Origin of the sequence: Bradyrhizobium sp. LjRoot220 (assembly GCF_964252915.1) — a bacterium.
In the GTDB taxonomy this organism is placed as follows: Bacteria; Pseudomonadota; Alphaproteobacteria; order Rhizobiales; family Xanthobacteraceae; genus Bradyrhizobium.
This window is the reverse complement of record NZ_CAXUPS020000007.1, coordinates 38720-54639: the sequence shown is the minus strand read 5'-3', so window position 1 is coordinate 54639 and position 15920 is coordinate 38720. Positions and strand designations below refer to the sequence as shown.

Genomic DNA, 15920 nt, shown 5'->3' with positions numbered 1-15920 from the left:
GGAATCGCATGCAGTTTGGCAGTCTAGACGACATCCGCGCCTTCTGTCGCGACTTGCCCAAAGGCGACGTGCGATTCGCGGAAGCCGCCGTGCGCCGCCAGCAGAGCCTGACCAAGCCGCCGGGCAGCCTCGGCCGGCTCGAAGAGCTTGCGATCTGGCTGGCGCAATGGCAGGGCCGCGAATCGCCGCGGCTCGATCGGGTCACGATCGCCGTGTTCGCCGGCAATCATGGCGTAGCTTCCCGCGGCGTCTCGGCCTATCCGCCCGAAGTCACCGCGCAGATGGTGGCGAATTTTACCGCCGGAGGTGCGGCCATCAACCAGATCGCGAAACTGGCCGGCGCCGATCTGCGCGTGGTGCCGATCGAGCTCGAGCGGCCGACGCGCGACTCCACCATGGCCGCCGCGATGGATACCGATGAATTTTTGGGCGCGGTCGACATCGGCTACCGCGCCGTGCCTGACGATTGCGACTTGCTGGCGGTCGGCGAGATGGGCATCGCGAACACCACGTCAGCGGCGATGCTGTGCGCGGCATTGATAGGTGGTAGCGCGGCGCGCTGGGCCGGCCGCGGCACCGGCATCGATGATGGCGGTCTGGCGCGCAAGCGCGCCGCGATCGATGCCGGCCTGGATTTTCACCGCGATATTCTCCGCGATCCCCTGGCCGTGGCGGCGGCGCTCGGCGGCCGCGAACTGGCAGCCGTCGCCGGCGCGGTGCTGGCGGCACGACGTCACGGCATACCGGTGCTGCTCGACGGCTTCGTGGCGACATCTGCCGTACTGCCGCTGGCGCGTCTTGACGCCGGCGTGCTGGATCACTGCCACGCCGGGCATGTCTCTGCCGAATCAGGGCATCGCGACCTGCTGCGTGAACTCGGACTGACGCCGCTGCTCGATCTCGACATGCGGCTGGGCGAAGCCTCCGGCGCCGGCGTCGCGATCCTGCTGATGCGCGCGGCGCTGGCCTGCCACACCGGGATGGCGACATTCGCGGAAGCCGGGGTTTCCGGCGCGGATGACTAGCCTTGCCTGCTGCGCCGGCGTTGATAAATTCAAGGGCGCTGGGAACCCAAGGAGCCGCGCATGCGAATGGCGGTGATCAAAGCAATCGTTGCAACGGCGACGTTGTACGCAGCGGTATTACCCGTGCGGGCCGAGGTGCGCATTCTCGCCAGCCCCGGCGGACAAGTCGGCCCGTTTCTCGACCTGTTCGAGCGCGTGCGCGCATCCGGAGAACGCGTCGTAATCGACGGGCCCTGCCTGTCAGCGTGTACGCTGGTGCTGAGCACGGTGCCGAACGATCGGATCTGCGTGACGCGCCGCGCCGTGCTCGGGTTTCACGGTGCACGGTCGATCGACGGGCGCGGCCGGTTGTATGCCGAACCGGAGGCCTCGCAGGCCGTGCTGGAAGCCTATCCGGCGCCGGTCCGCGGCTGGATCAGCCGCCGCGGCGGATTGTCGTCGCGGATGCTGCTGTTGCGCGGGCGCGACCTCGCCGCGATTTATCCGTCGTGCCGGTGAAGATTTTCTAGGTGGGCAAAGCCACCGGGTCGCGCGAATGCGCGCCCGATGACAGGCTCCAGCGTGCCCACCATTCCTTGCTCGATGAAGATGGTGGGCACGGCGCAAGAGCGCCTTTGCCCACCCTACGAACTCACACGATCACATGCCTTCCGCCGGGCAGTTGACCATCCACGGCGTGCCGAACTTGTCGACGCACATGCCGAAACCGTTGGAGAAGAAGGTCTTGGCGAACGGCATCTTCACGGTGCCGCCATCGGCCAGTGCGTTGAAGCGGCGCTCGGCGTCGGCGGGATTCTCGACCTGGAGCGCGACCGCAAAGCCCTGCGGCTGATGGAAGTCGCCGGGAAATGCGTCGGAGGCCATCACCACCTCACCGTCGATGGTGAAACTGGCGTGCATGATTTTCTTCTTCCATTCCGCCGGGGTCGGCATGTCGGCCGGCCCGCTTTCATAAGGCATCATCGCGTCAATCTTGGCGCCGAGCACTTTTTCATAGTACTTCAGTGCTTCCTCGCAATTTCCGTTGAAGAACAGATAGGGATTGACCTGCATCGTTGGCTCCTTGGGTGCACGGATTTATTTGGGTGAACGAATTTGCAGTGAGTGTACGATTATTTTTCGGTGAGATTCTTCAAATTGGCGAGACCGGTCTCAAAATCCTTGCCGATCATGCGGTCCAGGTTCATGAACACCTGCATCAGCTTGGTCAGGAACACGGCGGGCCCGGTCATCGTCCAGGTCAGACGGGTAGCATCGCCCTGCGGCAGCATTGTGAATTCGGCGGTGTTGTGGCCTTCGAACGGCTTGAAGAAATCAAGCTTGATGACGATCTTTGCGGGCGCTGACGTCTCCAGGATTTCCATGCGGCCGGAGCCGACATTCTTGTTGCCGTCCCAGGCATAGACCGCGCCCTTGCCACTGTCGGCGCCGCCATAGGTGCGCTTCAGCGCGGGATCCCTGTCCTCATAGGGCGACCAGCTGCGCCATTGGCGAAAATCGTTGATCAGCGGAAATATTCGGTCCGCCGGCGCCTTGATGCTGATGGCCCGCTGCACCCGAAAACTATTTGGCTTGGTCGCGGCTGTTATCAGCACCGCGGCGATGGCGACCGCCAGCACGACGGCGATGATGGCAATGATTTCGAGCATGTCTGGCTCCGAATAGGTTCGTGATTACGATGAAAATCAGCGGCGGAACGGAATGAAATTGCGCAAGGTCGGATCGCGCAGCCACAGCCCGCCCCAAACCATCAGGCCGAGATAAAGTCCGAACAGCGTGTGGGTGAAAAGCGGACTGTCAATCCGGACATGGGACGCCATCGCGCCGCCGAGATAACCGGTGAGCAGGATGGCGCCGAGGATCGAGGTTGGCGGCACCGAATACAGCACGGTGCAGACGATCGTGATGATGCCGAGGCTGCGCGCCAGCGTTTCGCTCGAACCATAGCCCATCCTGTCCATCGTTTCGGTGACGACCGGCCACGGCACCAGCTTGATGGCGCCGTCGAACAGCATGAACACGATCACCAGGCCTGAGAGGACGCGGCCGGTCCAGCGGGCGGTCTTGGCGACCGGCGCGGTCTGGGCAATCGCAGGCATGGTGGTCATGGCTTTCTCCTGTCGTGTCGTCTTGAATGGCTGCACAATTCAAAGACGAACGGGGCAGGCGCAGGCCGACAGGGAGGCAGAAATTTTTTCGGCTCGTCACGCCCGAGCAGAATCGCGACGCGCGCCTCGACTCTGGAGGTTCTCCGTCATTCTCCTGACGGCGCTGAAGACTTGGATGAGCGGGACACAGGCGAGCGTGAGGGACGCGTCCTACGGACGGCTATTCCCGGCCACCGACCATCGAAAGGACCGTGCGGGCGAGATCAGCCGTTGATTGCACCAACTGATCTGCGCCGGCCGTTTCAAGCTCATCCCTTGTGCCATAGCCCCAGAGCACGCCAAGGCCGCGCATTCCAACCGCATGGGCGCCAGAGATGTCATAGCGACGGTCGCCGACCATCAGACTATGCGCGGGTGACATGCCGTGCTCCGCCAGGATATGCGCAAGCAGCTCTGGCTTGTGATCCAGCTCTCCGCTTGGCACCGATCCATGGATACCATCGAAATACGGCGTCAGCGCCAGATGCTCCAGAATGCGGCGCGCGAACGCCGCCCGCTTCGACGTTGCCAGATAGATTCGCATTCCGGCTTGCTGCATCGCTTTCAGCGCGTCGCCAATTCCCGGATAGGGCTCGCTCCCGAGCAGGCCGATTTCGCCGTAGTGCTGCCGAAAGGCCAATACGGCCTCGCCGATCCGTTCGTCTCCATACGGCTGCAGCAAGAACTGCATCACGTCTTCGAGCGGCGGCCCGATCACTCGCTTGATGTCGCGAACTTCGTCCAGCTCATGCCCAAGGCTGCGCAGCGCCACCACGCAGCTTGCCAAAATGCCGGGCTGAGAATCGATCAAGGTGCCGTCGAGATCGAGAAGAACCGAGCAAGTCGGAGGCATGGCCTGAGCATAGTGGGGCAAGACGAACAAGTAAATGTTCGCTCGGTCTGAAGGCAGACTGCCCCTATCGAACCCCGAACACGGTTCGGGCGACATAGATCAAGTTCAAGCAAATCTCGAAACACGAGAGCCGAAGGCCATGAATCGGGAATTGGATCTTGAGATAATCCTGATCGCCTTGCGCGGGGCAAGCCTCGAGGAGCAGGCGGAGATCGGCCGAGGGGATCTGGCGTCTTTGCTTCATGTCGCGCCGCCGCAACTGGTTGACAAGATCATCAAGATGGCGCGGCGGGATAACCGGGTCAGGTGCGCGCTCGCCGCCTCGCGGTATTATTGCGGCCTTGGAAAGGATATTTGCGACAAGATCGATTCGGTGGTGAGCGCACCATTTCCGGCGGCACTTCAACCGAAGCGGAAACCGTCCTCCAAGCGCTAGCTATCCTGCTTGCCGATTCCATCCACGCAACCGGACCAGGCCATGCAGAACACCGTCCACACGAACAGATTCCAGCTTGGCTGGATGTCGCACCACGCCGCCACGAACGGAATGGGCAGGGCGAACAGGATCGGCCGCGCGATCCAGCGCAGGCAGAAAAATCTCGCGCTGGCAGGCTCGCCGAACGCGACTTTTCGCAAGGTACCGATCATGACAACCCCTTCATTCACCCCTTAGTCGCGGGCGGTTGGGCGGGGTTCAATGCGAGGGGCCGGGCGCCAATTACAGCGCGAGCAGCGGGCCTACTTCCCCGCCTTGGCGCCGCGCGGCTTGCTGTCGCGCATCAGGCGGTCGAGGTGCATGCGGATGTGGGCGGCTTCGGCCGAGGTGTTGGCCAGCGCGATGGCGCGGTCGAACGCGACACGGGCTTCGTCGTTGCGACCGAGTTGCATCAGGAAGGCGCCACGCACGCCGAAATAGTGAAAATAATTCGATAGCCGCGCCGCCAGGGGCTCGATCATCTCGAGCCCGGCCTCGGGCCCCTTCACCTTGGACACCGCGACCGCGCGGTTGAGCGTGACCACCGGCGACGGCTGCATGATCTCGAGCGCGCCGTATAGCAGATCGATCTGGGTCCAGTCGGTATCCTCGGGCTTTTCGGCGCGGGCATGCAGGGCGGAGATCGCTGCCTGAATTTGATAGGGACCGCTGCGGCGATGGCGCATCGCCTTGTCGATCAGCGCCAGTCCCTCGGCGATCATCTTGCTATTCCACCGCGAACGATCCTGATCGTCGAGCAGGATCACCGCACCGTCGGCATCGAACCGCGCCGCCGCGCGCGCGTGCTGCAGCAACAATAGCGCCGTCAGCCCCATGATCTCGGGCTCGCTCTGGAACAGCCGCAGCAACAGCCGCGCCAGGCGGATCGCTTCCTCGCACAGCGGGCTGCGGATCTCGGCGGTATCGCCGCTCGCCGAATAGCCCTCGTTGAAGATCAGGTAGATCATCGCGGCTACCGCCGCCAGCCGTTCGCTGCGCTCCACCGCGCCCGGGGTCTCAAAGGGCACATCGGCGTCCGCGACGCGGGCCTTGGCGCGGGTGATGCGCTGCTCCATCGCGGCTTCCGAGACCAGAAAGGCGCGCGCGATCTGCTTGACCGAGAGGCCCGACACGATACGCAGCGCCAGCGCGATCTGCTGCGTCGCCGGCAAATCCGGATGGCAGCAGATGAACAGCAGGCGCAGGATATCGTCGCGGTAATGCGAGCCTTCGAGCCGCTCGGCAAGCTGCTCCTCGGCGTCGTCGGTATCCGAGATCGCGTGGTCGTCCTCGGGCAGCGGTTCCTGCTTGCGACCCCGCCTGATGTCGTCGATCGCGACGTTGCGCCCGACCATGATCAGCCACGCCGCGGGGTCGCGCGGCGGGCCGTTCTGCGGCCAGCTCTTCAACGCGCGCAGGCAGGCGTTCTGGAAGGCTTCCTCGGCGGTGTCGAGATTGCGGAAATAGCGCAGCAGCGCGCCGACCGCCTGGGGCCGCGCCGAGGTCAGCGCGTTATCGATCCAGGCGGTATCGGTCATTTCGCCACACTCCCGGGCGTGAACACGCCGACCGGGCGGATCTCATAGGCGCCGCCGGGATTGGCCTTGCCGAGATCGCGCGCGACATCGAGCGCCTCGTCGAGATTCTCGCAATCGACGACATAGAAGCCGAGCAATTGCTCCTTGGTCTCGGCAAAGGGACCGTCGAGCACGAGCGGCGGATCGTCCTTGCGCAGCGTGGTCGCCGCCGTGGTCGGCAGCAGGCGGGCGACCGGGCCGAGCCGGCCTTGTTTTGCGAGCTTGTCGTGCACGACGGCCAGTTTGGTCATGACCGCGGCGTCCTGTTCCTTGGACCAGGAACCGACAATGTCTTCGTCGTGATAGCAAAGGATAGCGTACAGCATGCGACCGGCATCTCCGTTCTCTTGTTATGACGAACGATTATGCCCGCAGCCGACAGGGGAGCGAAGGAAATTTTCGTGTGTTCCGTGGCCGGTCAGGGCCCGATGATCGGTGCCGGCGGCGGATTGAAATGCCGATAAGTGTTGACGGCGGCCTTGGAACAAAGGCCGCACACACAGAGGATGAAGATCACGCTCGTGATCGTGCTGATCCGGCCGCGGCCGCTGGCCGAGCCGAGAACGCGGTGATGGTTTTGCCAGCCTTGCGCCAGCCTGAACACTGCCGCCATGATGAAATTGGGCATCACGGGTAAACGAACGCCGAAATCGGGGTGAATTTGCGCATCTGGTATCTCCCTTGCTTGGTGAAAGGAGGCTAGAGCAATGGTTCGATCCATGACGTGTTACAGGTCACGCCGCGTGGCGATACGAAGGAAAATGCAATGAAAAAGGGTGCGCTCGCGCTGCTGGTGCATGGCGGGACCGATAATTGGTCGCCGGCGCGGTGGATGAAGCGATTTGGCGACGTCTGCCCGGACCGCGCTGTCGTCCAGATGCCGGATGCGTCGTTCGATCCGGCCGAGGTGCATTACGCCGCGGTGTGGAAGCCGAAGCCCGGGGACCTCGTCGCATTCCCTCACCTGCGCGTCATCTTCAATCTCGGCGCCGGCGTCGATGCGCTGATGGCGGATTCCACCCTGCCCGGCGTGCCGCTGGTGCGGGTCGCGGTCTCCGACCTCACCGAGCGAATGACCGAATATGTCGTGCTGCACGCCTTGATGCATCACCGGCAGGAGCTTTATCTGCGCGAGAGCCAGCGCGTAAAGCGCTGGTCACCGCAGCCGCAATGGGCGGCGGGCGCGATTTCGGTCGGCATCATGGGGCTGGGCGCGCTGGGCGCCCATGCCGCCGGGGTGCTGAGGCATGTCGGCTTTCGCGTGGCGGGCTGGAGCCGGAGCCCCAAGGAGATCGCCGGCGTGCCGTGCTTCCACGGCGAACAGCAACTGGAGGCGTTCCTGCGCCAGACCGACATCCTGGTCTGCCTGCTGCCGCTGACGGCGGATACGCGCAGCATCCTCAACCGCGGGATGTTTGAAAAACTCAACCGCAGCAGCCCGATGGGCGCGCCGGTGCTGATCAATGCCGGCCGCGGCGCGCTGCAGAACGAAGCGGACATTTTGAGCTGTCTGGAAGACGGCACGCTCGGCGGCGCCTCGCTCGACGTCTATGTGACGGAACCGCTGCCGGCGGACAGCCCGTTCTGGACCCATCCGAAGGTGGTGCTGACCCCGCACAACGCCGCCGACACCGATCCCGACGAAATCTCGAAATACGTCGCGCGCCAGATCGAACGCTTCGAGGCCGGCGGCGCGCTGGACAATGTCGTCGATCGCGGGCGGGGGTATTAGCGCCGACGTACAACACGATGTCGTCCCTGCGAACACGTTCGCAGGGACGACGGTAGAGTTATCCCCAGAGCTACCCCCGCAGCATCACGTCGACCGCGCCGTTGACGATAGCCTCGAGCTCCGCGCGCGGAACCTGGGTGCGGGCGCGGATTGCAATGCTGTGGAGCGTCGCCGACGCCAGGTTCGCCAGCACGTGCGGATCGGCTGAGGCAGAAATCTCGCCGCGCTCCTGTGCGATCTTGAACAGCCGGGCAAAGGTGCGGTCCATCTCGACGAGGCCGCTGGCCGCCATGGCGCGGATATCAGGATCGAACACCGCTTCCGAGGCCGCCGTCATGACCGTGAAGCAGCCGCGCGGGCCGTTCTCGCCCGACAGATAAAGGTCGAGCGCGATGCCATAAATCCGAAGCAGCATCGCCCGCAGCGGCAGGTCGGCCGCGAAGACTTCGCCCCAGCGGGCGCGGGCGCGATTGCGATAGCTCTCATACGTCTTCTTGTAGAGTTCGCGCTTGTCGCCGAACGCGCCATAGAGGCTCGGCCGGTTCATGCCGGTGGCGGCGCTGAGATCGTCGAGCGAGGTGGCGGCAAAACCGTCCTTCCAGAACACATCGAGCGCGCGGGATAGCGCCACGTCGGGCTCATAAGCGCGCGGCCGGCCGCGGCGCTTCGGCGGGACGCCGGCGGCGGGAAGCTGCGGCTGCGCGGGCTTGCGCCCTGCAGGTTTCGGCCGGGCGCCCGGCGCCGGTGGATTTCTTTTTTGTACCATCTTGCAAATAATCCTTGACGCTTATTTATACGAAGCGGTACATAAATCAAGCTCAGCCGTCGCGACCCGCTTGAGCCTAAGACCGAAACCCAAGGGAGATTCGTACATGGACCTTTATTTCTCGCCCCTCGCCTGCTCGATGGCAACCAGGATCGCGCTGTATGAGGCCGGCAGCCAGGCCAACTTCATCGAGGTCGATCCCAAGACCAAGCGCGTGTTGAAGGACGATTCGGATTTCTACGCGGTCAATCCGCTCGGCCTCGTGCCCGTGGTGCGGACCGACGACGGCGTCACGCTGACCGAGAACGCCGCGATCCTGCAGCACATCGCCGAGCGGTTGTCCGAGTCCGGTATCGGCGCCAAGCCCGGCATCGAACGCTCCCGGCTACAGCAATGGCTGTGCTTCATCGGCACCGAACTTCACAAGGGCCTGTTCACGCCGCTGCTCGGCAAGACCGTGCCGGCGGAGGTCAAGGCCTATACGCTGGAGCGGTATCTCTCGCGCCTCGATTACCTCAACAAGTCTCTGGAGGGCCGCGAGTTCCTGCTCGACCATTTCAGCGTGGCGGACGCCTATCTCACCACCGTGCTGAACTGGAGCGTCGCGACGCCGATGATCGACTTTTCGAAATATCCGGCGGTGAAGGATTATCTCGAGCGGATGAAGAAGCGGCCGAGCGTGGCCAAGGCACTGGCCGAAGAGTTCGTGCTGTACCAGGCCGAAATCGCCCGGCACAAGGCGGCGGCGTAAGGCGCGCTATCTATCTACACGTCGTCCCGGCGAACGCCGGGACACATACCGCGGAATCTTTCATTGGGGCAGTTTTGGTCGATGCCCTTCGCAAAACTGCTCCCTGTGGTTATGGGTCCCCCGATGTGCAATTGCACATCTGAGCTCAAGGCCGGGACGACGAGTGTGGAGGACGGCGCCAATCTCATTTCGCCAGCAGGCGCGCCTTCATATCCACCATCGCCTGCCCGAACACCTTGACGTCGTCGAGTGCCCGCGCCAGCACGAGCGCGCCCTGAATGGTCAGCAGCGCATCCGCGGCGCGCCGCCGCGCCACGCTTGTACTGAAGCCGGCACGCCGCAGCGTTAGCGCCAGCGCATCGTTCCAGCGGCTGAAATAATCCTGCACCTGCGCCGCAAAAATATCCCGCGATGCCCCCAGCGCGATCACGCCGACCAGGCAGACGCGATGGCCCGAGCGGAAATAGCGGTCGACGCCATCAGTCATTTCGGCAATCGCCCGTGCGGGATCATCCGACTTGCGCAGGGCTGCGAAGATGTTGACCTCGAACCAGTGATCGATCTCGGCCAGGACTTCGGCGGCCATTTGCGCTTTGCCGTCGGGGAAAAAGTGATAGAGGCTGCCCTTGCCGAGACCGGTGGCCTTGCCGATCAGCGCCAGCGTCGCGCCTTCATAACCGTGGCTGCGGAACACCTCTGAGATCAGCGGCAACAGATCGGCGCGTTCGGAAATGGGCTTTGCCATCGCGCCGTCAGAACGGACTCTCGCTCAACCCCGGCACGTCCGCCGGGCGCGGTCCCGGCGCGGGCCAGTGGAAGCGCCGGTCCTTCTCGGCGATCGCGTGATCGTTGATGCTGGCTTCGCGCCGGCGCATCAGGCCGTGTTCGTCGAACTCCCATTGCTCGTTGCCGTAGGAGCGATGCCACTGCCCGGCAGCGTCGTGCCATTCATATTGGAAGCGTACCGCGATGCGGTTGGCGTCGAAGGCCCAGAGATCCTTGATCAGGCGGTATTCGTGCTCCTTCGCCCATTTGCGGGTGAGGAATTCAACGATCGCGGCGCGGCCTTCAAAGAATTCGGAGCGGTTACGCCAGCGGCTGTCCTCGGTGTAGGCCAGCGAGACGCGCACCGGATCGCGCGAATTCCAGGCGTCCTCCGCCATGCGGGCTTTTTGGGTGGCGGACTCTCGCGTGAACGGCGGCAAGGGCGGGCGCGACATCGGGCATCTCCAGCTTCTGAACGGAGCCGGAGATTGTACCGATTGGTACAGAGAGTCAAGGATTCGGAAAAATCAATCCAGATCGGCCTTCATCAGCTGCCGCAGCGATTTCGGGATCGGCTTGGCCCGCCCCTCGCAGATGAAGGCGACGCGCACCTGCGCTTTCACCAGCACGTCCGCGCCGCGCCGCACTTCCTGTGCCAGCGTGATCGAGGCGCCCTTGACCGCGACCGGCCAGGTCACGACGTCAAGCAGATCGTCCATCCGCGCCGGCCGCAGGAAATCGATCTCCATCGAGCGGACCACGAACGCAAAACCCGGGGTTTCCGCCTGCGCCTGTTCGAACAGTGCATGCTGGTCGGCGCCCATCAGCCGCAGATGGTTGGTGCGGCCGCGCTCCATGAAGCGCAGGTAATTGGCGTGATAGACGATGCCGGAGAAATCCGTGTCCTCGTAGTAGACGCGGACCTGCATGTGATGGCGGCCGTCGCGGACCGCGCCGTCGATGTGGGGTAAGGTCAATTGCGGCCCTCGATCGCCCGGAAAGCCATGGTTTGCGCAAAATCCGCGTGCCGCGCAAGCGTAGTGGCGGCCGCGACCGCTACGCCACCACCGGATCCTGCCCGCCCAGCGTCACCAGCACGATCTCGGGCGGCACGCCGATGCGGAACGGCATGATGCTGCAGCCGAGGCCGCCGGAGACGACGATGTCGTGCTTCATGCGGATGTGGCCATAGGCCAGTTTCTGCCCCGATGGCGACACCGGCGACCAGCCGAACAACCGCACCTGACCGCCATGGGTATGGCCGGAAAGCTGCAGCGACACCCGCGACGGCACGCGCTTGGCGATATCAGGCTCATGCGCCAGCAGAATGATCGGCGCGTCATCGGTGACCTTCGCCAGCGTGGACCCGAGGTCATCGACGCCGATGCGCCGCACCGGCCGGAAGCGGCGCGCCGGAAAATAAGCCAGCTGATCGCCGAGCCCCGCCAGCCAGAACGAACGCCCGTCCTTGGTCAGACGCTGAGCGTCATTGTCGTAAACCGGAATGCCTGATGCCTCCAGCGCGCGGCGAGCGATGGTGTGCCCCTTGCCTTCGCGCTGCACTTCCTTGTCTTCCCACCAGTCGTGATTGCCGAGAATGGCGTGCACGCCGAGCGGGGCCTTCAAGCCCGCCAGCACCAGCGCCCATTCATCGGCCGGGATGAAGCGCGTCACCTTGCGGTGCCCGGCCACATAGTCGCCGAGCATGACGATGACGTCGGCATTCAGTGCGTTGGTTCGCTCGACGATTCCCTGGATGCGGTCGAGCGACATCCAGGGATCGCAGGCGTGCAGGTCCGTGATGACGGCGATCTTGAGCTTGAAGCCGGCGGGCCATTGCGGCGGCGCAAGGTTATACTGTGTGACGCGAAGCTGCATCGCGGGTTCGGAGAACCCGTATGCCGTGGTCGTGACGCCAAGCGCGCCCAGGCCACCAAAAAGTTTAAGGAAATGTCGGCGTGAAATCATGACTGTTCAATTCGTGATGCATCGCAAACATGGGCGGGCATTGGAGCGGAATTGGGGTGCGTTTGTGCAGATCGTCAGCAGTTGCAATTAGGGTTACCGACTGACCTGTCCTACCAGCGCGTCGAGCCGGGCCTTCAGTTCGTCGGAGGCGCGATAGTACCAGACGCCACCTAAAAGATCATGAAAACGTTTGTTGGCCTGCGCCTCGCGCTCGATGCGGTCGATGGTCTCCATGCTGATGACATCCTCGAGCGGACCGGCTGATAGCAGCGACAGCAGCGCCGGGTTAGTCTCGATCGCCAGGATTGCGACGATCAGATCGATCGCCTTGTCGGGATTCTCCCCGCGCAGTTCGCCCTCATAATCCATCATCGCGAAGAAATTATCATCGCGATCGCGATCCGATTTCGAATGCTGCTCAACCCACGCGCGCGCCAGCTCTTGCACCGACATCGCTGCGCAATCGAGCGGTTGTTTTGGCGTGCGTCGCGCGATCTCGTCGGCTTTCCAAGCTTCCGGGTCGGCGATTGCCAGGATGCGCTGCTTGAATAGTTTATCCGGGCCGAACAGAATGCCGCCGAGCAGCCAGCGCAGCCTGGCGTTATCCCTGGCCTCCGACTCGATGCGGTCGATAATATCAGCGCCGTGCGCATAGGTCAGCGACATCATGAATTTGCCGTTGAGCTGCATGACGGTCGGCTTGTCGGATTCGCTGCGTAGCACTTCCAGCGCAAGATCGAGCGCGCGATTCGGGTTGTCGTGCGGCAGGCGATCAAAATACATGATGGCCTCCCAGATGCCTGATGTCTGGTCGCGCCGGCTCAGCCGCTGCAGCGCAGCCCATGTCGAGGCCAGTTCATTGACCGGCATTGCATCGAGCAGACGCGCGGTTTCGTCGGGCGAGCCTTGTTCCGGCAATGCTGCGATGGGAGCAAGCGCCGCTGCGTCATCTGTCGGTTTCATCTGGCACTCCACGGAAGGATCAGCCGGTCCGGCGCGAGGGCGCAGGCGGCTTACGGATATATTCCGTTAGTGCATGGTTAGGCCGATCCGGTTCGACAGCTAATCGTCGCTGTCGCCGTTACCAAACAATCCGAACTGCGCCGGGTCGCGCGCGGGCTCGGCGAGGCCGAGATGCTTGAACGCGTGCGAGGTCAGCAGCCGGCCGCGCGGGGTGCGCTGCAGGTAGCCGCACTGGATCAGGAACGGCTCGATGATGTCCTCGATCGCGTCGCGCGGCTCCGACAGCGCCGCCGCCATGGTCTCGACGCCGACCGGACCGCCGCCGTAGTTCAGCGCGATGGTCGAGAGATAACGCCGGTCCATCGCATCGAGGCCGGCGGCATCGACCTCCAGCGCGCTCAGCGCGTGGTCGGCGATGGCACGGTCGATCGAGCTCGCATCCGCCGCCGACGCAAAATCCCGCACCCGGCGCAGCAGGCGGCCGGCGATGCGCGGCGTGCCGCGGGCGCGGCGCGCGATCTCGTTGGCGCCATCAGGCGTCATGCCGATGCTGAGCACGCGGGCGCCGCGGGTGACGATCCTCTCCAGCTCTTCCACGGTGTAGAAATTCAGCCGCACCGGAATGCCGAAACGATCGCGCAGCGGATTGGTCAGCAGGCCCGCGCGCGTCGTGGCGCCGACTAGGGTGAATTTCGCCAACTCGATTTTTACCGAGCGCGCCGCCGGCCCCTCGCCGATGATGAGATCGAGCTGAAAATCCTCCATCGCGGGATAGAGCACTTCCTCCACCGCCGGGCTGAGGCGGTGGATTTCGTCGATGAACAGCACGTCGCGCTCTTCGAGATTGGTCAAGAGCGCCGCAAGGTCGCCGGCCTTGGCGATGACGGGACCAGAGGTGGCGCGAAAGCCGACGCCGAGTTCGCGCGCCACGATCTGCGCCAGCGTGGTCTTGCCGAGACCGGGGGGGCCGACGAACAGCACGTGATCGAGCGCCTCGCCGCGTTTGCGCGCCGCCTCGATGAAGATCGACAGATTCTTGCGCGCCTGCGCCTGGCCGACGAACTCGGACAGCAATTGCGGACGCAGCGCGGTGTCGCCGACATCGTCGCTGCGGCGCTCGGGGGTCACGATGCGGGAGGGCGTGTTCATGCCATGGCCTGATTAGCGGAGCGGCGACGGAATGGCCACAGCACGGCGTTGCAGATCAGCCAGCACAGTATCCCGCTGCCGACACTCAGGCCAAAAAACAGAAGCAACATTTCCCAGTACGGCAAACTCTGGTTTTTCAGGATCGTGAAGACCGGATAGGCCGCGCCCGCCAGCAGACAAGCCACGAGAACCGGCCGAAACGGCACCAGACCCGCACGCGACATGCTTTGAACGATCGCGGCAACGCCGCCGACAAATAGCGACTGCAGGCCGCCAACAGCGTACGAAGCCAGCACGGAAATCCCTACCATTTGCAGATGATAATGGTGCACCGACGGCGGATTGTGGCTGATGATGGCCCATATTAGAAGAACGGCCCAAATCAACAGGGCACCAAGCGGCGGACCCGCCACCAGGAAGATCAGAAACACCAGCGCCGTTTTCGGAGTAGCCCCTTCCGCTTCGGACAGGTTGCCCACCAGGCGCAGCGAGGTATCGCCAGCATTGTCGCTGTAGCGCTCGGGGGTGACGATGCGGGAGGGCGTGTTCATGCGGCAATTCTAGCACGGTGCAGGGGTTTCGCGAGCCACCAGCACAGGCTGGCCGGAATGACCGCCAGCACGGTGAGGATCGCCGACAGCGTCAGCGCCTGTCGTGCAGACCGGACATCCGGCAACACCACGGCCGATGATTCCGAGGGCACGACGAACATTCCGAACACGACGAAGCCGGCGACGGCAATGGCGGCGGCGAGCCACGCCATCCAGATCATGTTGAAGCCGCCATAGACCGCCGCCAATGCGAATATCAGGCCGGCCGCGAGCGAAGGCAGGAACGCCGCAAGAACAGTCACAAGCGCAAGCAGCACGATCGCGACGGAGAGCAGGGTGCGCAGCGCTTCGAGTTCGAGAAGTGCGAGAAACATTTGCAGCAGCGCGGCGCCGAAACCGACCACGATCAGCGAAATCAGCGCTGCGATCGTCAGCGGTCCGGCAACGGAGAAAATCAGGACGATGCCGATCGCGCGCGCGAAACGCCCGGCGACGGCGCCTGCCGAATAATCGCGGGCCGTGTTCATTTTGCCAGTTCCTTCAGCCCCAGCCGGATCAGCTGCGCGGTCTCGGCGTTCTCGCCGGCGCTGCGCGAGGCCGACGCGATGGCGGCCGCCGCCTGCGGCTGGCCATAGCCGAGATTGACCAGTGCCGAGATAGCATCCGTGACCGGGCGCGGCGCGCGGTCGCTGTCGATCGCCCCTGAAAGATGCACCAGCGCCGGATCGACGTTGGCGAAGGCCGGCGCCTTGTCCTTCAATTCGGTGACGATCCGTTCGGCGACTTTGGGGCCAACGCCTGGCGTGCGGGTCACTGCGGCCTTGTCGCGCAGCGCGATCGCATTCGCAAGCTCGGCCGGCGGCAAGGTCGAGAGCACCGCCAAGGCCACCTTGGCGCCGACGCCCTGCACGGTCTGCAGCAGGCGAAACCATTCGCGTTCGATGTCGCCGCGGAAGCCAAACAGTTTTATTTGATCCTCGCGCACGTAGGTTTCGATCGACAGCACCGCCGCCTCGCCGGGCGCGGGCAGCGCCTGCAGCGTGCGCGACGAGCAATGCACCTGATAGCCGACGCCGCCGACGTCGAGGATCACGTAATCCTCGCCGTAGGAATCGATCAGGCCTTTGAGTTTGCCGATCATCTCGGCCACCTGAATCCGCTGGCGGCACCAATAGTGAGGGACACGCCGGCAGATGGG

At 63.9% G+C, this 15920-nt stretch carries 23 protein-coding genes; 5 read left to right on the top strand and 18 right to left on the bottom strand.

Annotation, left to right across the window (positions count from 1 at the left end):
- Positions 1 to 8: 8 nt before the first annotated feature.
- Together cobT and ACSQ84_RS25925 are read left to right on the top strand one after the other, a co-directional pair.
- Positions 9 to 1025, top strand: coding sequence for a nicotinate-nucleotide--dimethylbenzimidazole phosphoribosyltransferase (cobT, locus tag ACSQ84_RS25930; RefSeq protein WP_436214562.1), 1017 nt, complete (start codon positions 9 to 11; stop codon positions 1023 to 1025).
- A 66-nt stretch (positions 1026 to 1091) separates the two neighbouring features.
- A complete protein-coding gene (locus ACSQ84_RS25925) occupies positions 1092 to 1523 on the top strand; it encodes a hypothetical protein (RefSeq protein WP_436214866.1) in 432 nt (143 codons plus the stop codon).
- Positions 1524 to 1664: 141 nt separating this feature from the next.
- Here ACSQ84_RS25925 and ACSQ84_RS25920 read toward each other — a convergent pair whose 3' ends face one another.
- The 4 genes from ACSQ84_RS25920 to ACSQ84_RS25905 all read right to left on the bottom strand — a co-directional run bounded on the left by ACSQ84_RS25920 (position 1665) and on the right by ACSQ84_RS25905 (position 4025).
- The gene (locus ACSQ84_RS25920) at positions 1665 to 2078 is read right to left on the bottom strand and encodes a VOC family protein (RefSeq protein ID WP_436214561.1); all 414 of its coding nucleotides are present in this window, start codon (positions 2076 to 2078) and stop codon (positions 1665 to 1667) included.
- Between the two features lie 59 nt (positions 2079 to 2137).
- Complete coding sequence (locus ACSQ84_RS25915; protein WP_436214560.1) at positions 2138 to 2674, bottom strand: SRPBCC family protein; 537 nt, start codon at positions 2672 to 2674, stop codon at positions 2138 to 2140.
- Between the two features lie 36 nt (positions 2675 to 2710).
- Entirely contained in the window at positions 2711 to 3133 is a 423-nt protein-coding gene (locus ACSQ84_RS25910; protein WP_436214559.1) for a DoxX family protein, read from the bottom strand.
- A gap of 220 nt (positions 3134 to 3353) precedes the next feature.
- Positions 3354 to 4025, bottom strand: coding sequence for an HAD hydrolase-like protein (locus ACSQ84_RS25905; protein ID WP_436214865.1), 672 nt, complete (start codon positions 4023 to 4025; stop codon positions 3354 to 3356).
- A gap of 34 nt (positions 4026 to 4059) precedes the next feature.
- Here ACSQ84_RS25905 and ACSQ84_RS25900 point away from each other — a divergent pair, with 34 nt between their 5' ends.
- Positions 4060 to 4461 carry a hypothetical protein gene (locus ACSQ84_RS25900; RefSeq protein WP_436214883.1) on the top strand — a complete coding sequence of 134 codons (402 nt, stop codon included), beginning with the start codon at positions 4060 to 4062 and terminating at the stop codon, positions 4459 to 4461.
- Here the strand turns inward: ACSQ84_RS25900 and ACSQ84_RS25895 are convergent.
- The 4 genes from ACSQ84_RS25895 to ACSQ84_RS25880 all read right to left on the bottom strand — a co-directional run bounded on the left by ACSQ84_RS25895 (position 4458) and on the right by ACSQ84_RS25880 (position 6798).
- Entirely contained in the window at positions 4458 to 4673 is a 216-nt protein-coding gene (locus ACSQ84_RS25895) for a hypothetical protein (protein WP_436214558.1), read from the bottom strand. The genes ACSQ84_RS25900 and ACSQ84_RS25895 overlap by 4 nt on opposite strands.
- A 90-nt stretch (positions 4674 to 4763) precedes the next feature.
- Complete coding sequence (locus ACSQ84_RS25890) at positions 4764 to 6038, bottom strand: RNA polymerase sigma factor (protein ID WP_436214557.1); 1275 nt, start codon at positions 6036 to 6038, stop codon at positions 4764 to 4766.
- A complete protein-coding gene (locus ACSQ84_RS25885; RefSeq protein WP_436214556.1) occupies positions 6035 to 6403 on the bottom strand; it encodes a YciI family protein in 369 nt (122 codons plus the stop codon). Before ACSQ84_RS25885 ends, ACSQ84_RS25890 begins: the two co-directional genes overlap by 4 nt.
- Before the next feature lie 92 nt (positions 6404 to 6495).
- A complete protein-coding gene (locus ACSQ84_RS25880) occupies positions 6496 to 6798 on the bottom strand; it encodes a hypothetical protein (protein ID WP_436214555.1) in 303 nt (100 codons plus the stop codon).
- 45 nt (positions 6799 to 6843) lie between these two features.
- On the opposite strand from ACSQ84_RS25880, the gene ACSQ84_RS25875 reads away from it, so the two are divergent.
- Positions 6844 to 7809, top strand: coding sequence for a 2-hydroxyacid dehydrogenase (locus tag ACSQ84_RS25875; protein ID WP_436214554.1), 966 nt, complete (start codon positions 6844 to 6846; stop codon positions 7807 to 7809).
- Between the two features lie 70 nt (positions 7810 to 7879).
- On the opposite strand, the gene ACSQ84_RS25870 is transcribed toward ACSQ84_RS25875, so the two are convergent.
- Complete coding sequence (locus tag ACSQ84_RS25870; RefSeq protein WP_436214553.1) at positions 7880 to 8575, bottom strand: TetR/AcrR family transcriptional regulator; 696 nt, start codon at positions 8573 to 8575, stop codon at positions 7880 to 7882.
- Positions 8576 to 8681: 106 nt separating this feature from the next.
- On the opposite strand from ACSQ84_RS25870, the gene ACSQ84_RS25865 reads away from it, so the two are divergent.
- Entirely contained in the window at positions 8682 to 9326 is a 645-nt protein-coding gene (locus ACSQ84_RS25865) for a glutathione binding-like protein (protein ID WP_436214552.1), read from the top strand.
- A 184-nt stretch (positions 9327 to 9510) separates the two neighbouring features.
- Here the strand turns inward: ACSQ84_RS25865 and ACSQ84_RS25860 are convergent, their stop codons facing one another.
- From ACSQ84_RS25860 to ruvA, 9 genes are all read right to left on the bottom strand, one after another.
- The gene (locus ACSQ84_RS25860; protein ID WP_436214551.1) at positions 9511 to 10071 is read right to left on the bottom strand and encodes a TetR/AcrR family transcriptional regulator; all 561 of its coding nucleotides are present in this window, start codon (positions 10069 to 10071) and stop codon (positions 9511 to 9513) included.
- 7 nt (positions 10072 to 10078) lie between these two features.
- A complete protein-coding gene (locus ACSQ84_RS25855; RefSeq protein ID WP_436214550.1) occupies positions 10079 to 10546 on the bottom strand; it encodes a DUF1348 family protein in 468 nt (155 codons plus the stop codon).
- A gap of 72 nt (positions 10547 to 10618) precedes the next feature.
- Positions 10619 to 11068 (bottom strand): tol-pal system-associated acyl-CoA thioesterase, encoded by a 450-nt coding sequence (gene ybgC / locus ACSQ84_RS25850; RefSeq protein ID WP_436214549.1) that lies wholly within the window; start codon positions 11066 to 11068, stop codon positions 10619 to 10621.
- Between the two features lie 79 nt (positions 11069 to 11147).
- On the bottom strand, positions 11148 to 12059 hold the full coding sequence (locus tag ACSQ84_RS25845) for a metallophosphoesterase (RefSeq protein WP_436214548.1): 912 nt from the start codon (positions 12057 to 12059) through the stop codon (positions 11148 to 11150).
- Positions 12060 to 12152: 93 nt separating this feature from the next.
- Entirely contained in the window at positions 12153 to 13022 is an 870-nt protein-coding gene (locus ACSQ84_RS25840) for a DUF6869 domain-containing protein (RefSeq protein ID WP_436214547.1), read from the bottom strand.
- A gap of 99 nt (positions 13023 to 13121) precedes the next feature.
- Positions 13122 to 14171, bottom strand: a complete 1050-nt coding sequence (ruvB, locus tag ACSQ84_RS25835) for a Holliday junction branch migration DNA helicase RuvB (protein WP_436214546.1) — start codon at positions 14169 to 14171, stop codon at positions 13122 to 13124.
- The gene (locus tag ACSQ84_RS25830; RefSeq protein WP_436214545.1) at positions 14168 to 14722 is read right to left on the bottom strand and encodes a hypothetical protein; all 555 of its coding nucleotides are present in this window, start codon (positions 14720 to 14722) and stop codon (positions 14168 to 14170) included. The genes ruvB and ACSQ84_RS25830 overlap by 4 nt, the downstream gene beginning before the upstream one ends.
- A complete protein-coding gene (locus ACSQ84_RS25825) occupies positions 14719 to 15249 on the bottom strand; it encodes a hypothetical protein (RefSeq protein ID WP_436214544.1) in 531 nt (176 codons plus the stop codon). Before ACSQ84_RS25825 ends, ACSQ84_RS25830 begins: the two co-directional genes overlap by 4 nt.
- A complete protein-coding gene (ruvA, locus tag ACSQ84_RS25820; protein WP_436214543.1) occupies positions 15246 to 15863 on the bottom strand; it encodes a Holliday junction branch migration protein RuvA in 618 nt (205 codons plus the stop codon). The genes ACSQ84_RS25825 and ruvA overlap by 4 nt, the downstream gene beginning before the upstream one ends.
- Between the last annotated feature and the right edge of the window lie 57 nt (positions 15864 to 15920).

Coding starts and splice junctions, on each gene's coding strand:
- cobT (WP_436214562.1), top strand. CDS start 9: ATGCAGTTTGGCAGTCTAGACGACATCCGCGCCTTCTGTCGCGACTTG.
- ACSQ84_RS25925 (WP_436214866.1), top strand. CDS start 1,092: ATGGCGGTGATCAAAGCAATCGTTGCAACGGCGACGTTGTACGCAGCG.
- ACSQ84_RS25920 (WP_436214561.1), bottom strand. CDS start 2,078: ATGCAGGTCAATCCCTATCTGTTCTTCAACGGAAATTGCGAGGAAGCA.
- ACSQ84_RS25915 (WP_436214560.1), bottom strand. CDS start 2,674: ATGCTCGAAATCATTGCCATCATCGCCGTCGTGCTGGCGGTCGCCATC.
- ACSQ84_RS25910 (WP_436214559.1), bottom strand. CDS start 3,133: ATGACCACCATGCCTGCGATTGCCCAGACCGCGCCGGTCGCCAAGACC.
- ACSQ84_RS25905 (WP_436214865.1), bottom strand. CDS start 4,025: ATGCCTCCGACTTGCTCGGTTCTTCTCGATCTCGACGGCACCTTGATC.
- ACSQ84_RS25900 (WP_436214883.1), top strand. CDS start 4,060: ATGTTCGCTCGGTCTGAAGGCAGACTGCCCCTATCGAACCCCGAACAC.
- ACSQ84_RS25895 (WP_436214558.1), bottom strand. CDS start 4,673: ATGATCGGTACCTTGCGAAAAGTCGCGTTCGGCGAGCCTGCCAGCGCG.
- ACSQ84_RS25890 (WP_436214557.1), bottom strand. CDS start 6,038: ATGACCGATACCGCCTGGATCGATAACGCGCTGACCTCGGCGCGGCCC.
- ACSQ84_RS25885 (WP_436214556.1), bottom strand. CDS start 6,403: ATGCTGTACGCTATCCTTTGCTATCACGACGAAGACATTGTCGGTTCC.
- ACSQ84_RS25880 (WP_436214555.1), bottom strand. CDS start 6,798: ATGGATCGAACCATTGCTCTAGCCTCCTTTCACCAAGCAAGGGAGATA.
- ACSQ84_RS25875 (WP_436214554.1), top strand. CDS start 6,844: ATGAAAAAGGGTGCGCTCGCGCTGCTGGTGCATGGCGGGACCGATAAT.
- ACSQ84_RS25870 (WP_436214553.1), bottom strand. CDS start 8,575: ATGGTACAAAAAAGAAATCCACCGGCGCCGGGCGCCCGGCCGAAACCT.
- ACSQ84_RS25865 (WP_436214552.1), top strand. CDS start 8,682: ATGGACCTTTATTTCTCGCCCCTCGCCTGCTCGATGGCAACCAGGATC.
- ACSQ84_RS25860 (WP_436214551.1), bottom strand. CDS start 10,071: ATGGCAAAGCCCATTTCCGAACGCGCCGATCTGTTGCCGCTGATCTCA.
- ACSQ84_RS25855 (WP_436214550.1), bottom strand. CDS start 10,546: ATGTCGCGCCCGCCCTTGCCGCCGTTCACGCGAGAGTCCGCCACCCAA.
- ACSQ84_RS25845 (WP_436214548.1), bottom strand. CDS start 12,059: ATGATTTCACGCCGACATTTCCTTAAACTTTTTGGTGGCCTGGGCGCG.
- ACSQ84_RS25840 (WP_436214547.1), bottom strand. CDS start 13,022: ATGAAACCGACAGATGACGCAGCGGCGCTTGCTCCCATCGCAGCATTG.
- ruvB (WP_436214546.1), bottom strand. CDS start 14,171: ATGAACACGCCCTCCCGCATCGTGACCCCCGAGCGCCGCAGCGACGAT.
- ACSQ84_RS25830 (WP_436214545.1), bottom strand. CDS start 14,722: ATGAACACGCCCTCCCGCATCGTCACCCCCGAGCGCTACAGCGACAAT.
- ACSQ84_RS25825 (WP_436214544.1), bottom strand. CDS start 15,249: ATGAACACGGCCCGCGATTATTCGGCAGGCGCCGTCGCCGGGCGTTTC.
- ruvA (WP_436214543.1), bottom strand. CDS start 15,863: ATGATCGGCAAACTCAAAGGCCTGATCGATTCCTACGGCGAGGATTAC.